2 protein-coding genes are annotated in these 1,252 nt (G+C 58.9%); one reads left to right on the forward strand and one right to left on the reverse strand.

Annotated elements, in window-relative coordinates; translation table 11 throughout:
* Positions 1-44: 44 nt before the first annotated feature.
* Positions 45-503 carry a hypothetical protein gene (locus ACT6Y9_RS01055; protein ID WP_443743199.1) on the reverse strand — a complete coding sequence of 153 codons (459 nt, stop codon included), beginning with the start codon at positions 501-503 and terminating at the stop codon, positions 45-47.
* A 524-nt stretch (positions 504-1,027) separates the two neighbouring features.
* Here ACT6Y9_RS01055 and ACT6Y9_RS01060 point away from each other — a divergent pair.
* A partial coding sequence (locus ACT6Y9_RS01060) for a helix-turn-helix domain-containing protein (RefSeq protein ID WP_443743200.1) occupies positions 1,028-1,252 on the forward strand: 225 nt, incomplete at its 3' end.

The following is a 1,252-nucleotide window of genomic DNA, read 5'->3' on the forward strand; positions in this document are numbered from 1 at the left end:
GGGCGCTGAGGCTAGTCAATAAAGGCTCTTTCAAGCCTCTGCCTTTAGGCAGGGGGTATTGACTGACGAGCGCCGACATGCCGCTCTCCCGCCATGTCGATCACCTGCGGCGGCGTGTAGCCGCCCGGGCCGTCCTCCATGTCGGGCGCACCTTCGATGATCTGAGCAGGCGTCCTCACATAGTGATCGGGAGCGGCGATCACCATCCGGCTGTCAAGCACGATGTAGCCGTATTCCTTGAGCATCGCCACCGCACGGCCCGCATTCAGGAAGGCCGCTTGATCGCCATCCGCCGACATCTTCGTGACCGCCATGCCGAGCTTCACCATGTCAACGACGGCGATCGGCGCGGGCGTCTCCTTCACTTGCGGAAAATAGTGAAAGTAGAGAAGCGAAGCGGAAAACGCCGCCACGGCGGATACGAAGCCCGTCGTGATGAGTGCGGAAAGACCGAAGCCGTGATGATTCGACTCGATCGGCAGGTTCTGTTGCGGTTCGGACATAGAAAAGTGACCAGATGGAGGGTGATGAACAATCGCTCGATTGTCCCAAGCCGCCCCCCGCCCGCCTCTCTCTCGGAAAGCCGTTTCCGCTATTCACCGGACTCCGGTTTTCCCAGTTTCCCGTCCCGTCTTCTCGATCTCGGCGCCGGACCTTGCCGATCTTGCTGCCCCTTGTTGGGAGGCTGCCGAGACTCGGTCCCCTCGCTCACGCTGAATCCCAGATTCCTTCTGCGAAACTGCCGCCTCCCATAGGAGCGCCCAGATTCCGATTTGGAATTTGGATGGGGGTGTCCCGCCCAGTAGCTCGGAGAATTTACGCTGTTTCTGCTTTTTGCGGGACATTATGTCCTTTGATGTGTAAAATATACGCGGGTGCAGACAGAATGTCCGATCATTCGAGCCTACTGACGCAACAGCAGTTTTTGGTTGGGAGGTCGAACATGCGCATGTCTGTTTTGAGAGCTTTGAGCGCTCGGCAATGTCAGGCGCTTTTCGAGAACGGGACGCTTTCCCGCTTTGAGTGCATGTTTCGCGACTATCTCAATGGTGAGATCGACTGGCCTCATTATCGAGGCGAAGACATCGTGCGCCTGCGCGAACGTCTGAATCTCACGCAGGAGGCGTTGGGTGAACTGCTCAGGGTTCGCCCCGAGACCGTCCGTCGATGGGAAACGGAAAACGTGCCCGTGGGCGGCGTGACGGACATCGCCCTCTGCGCTCTCGACAAGCTCGGCGCGGGCGTCTTCTCC

The sequence above is a fragment of the Sutterella sp. genome, assembly GCF_052272535.1.
In the GTDB taxonomy this organism is placed as follows: Bacteria; Pseudomonadota; Gammaproteobacteria; order Burkholderiales; family Burkholderiaceae_F; genus Sutterella.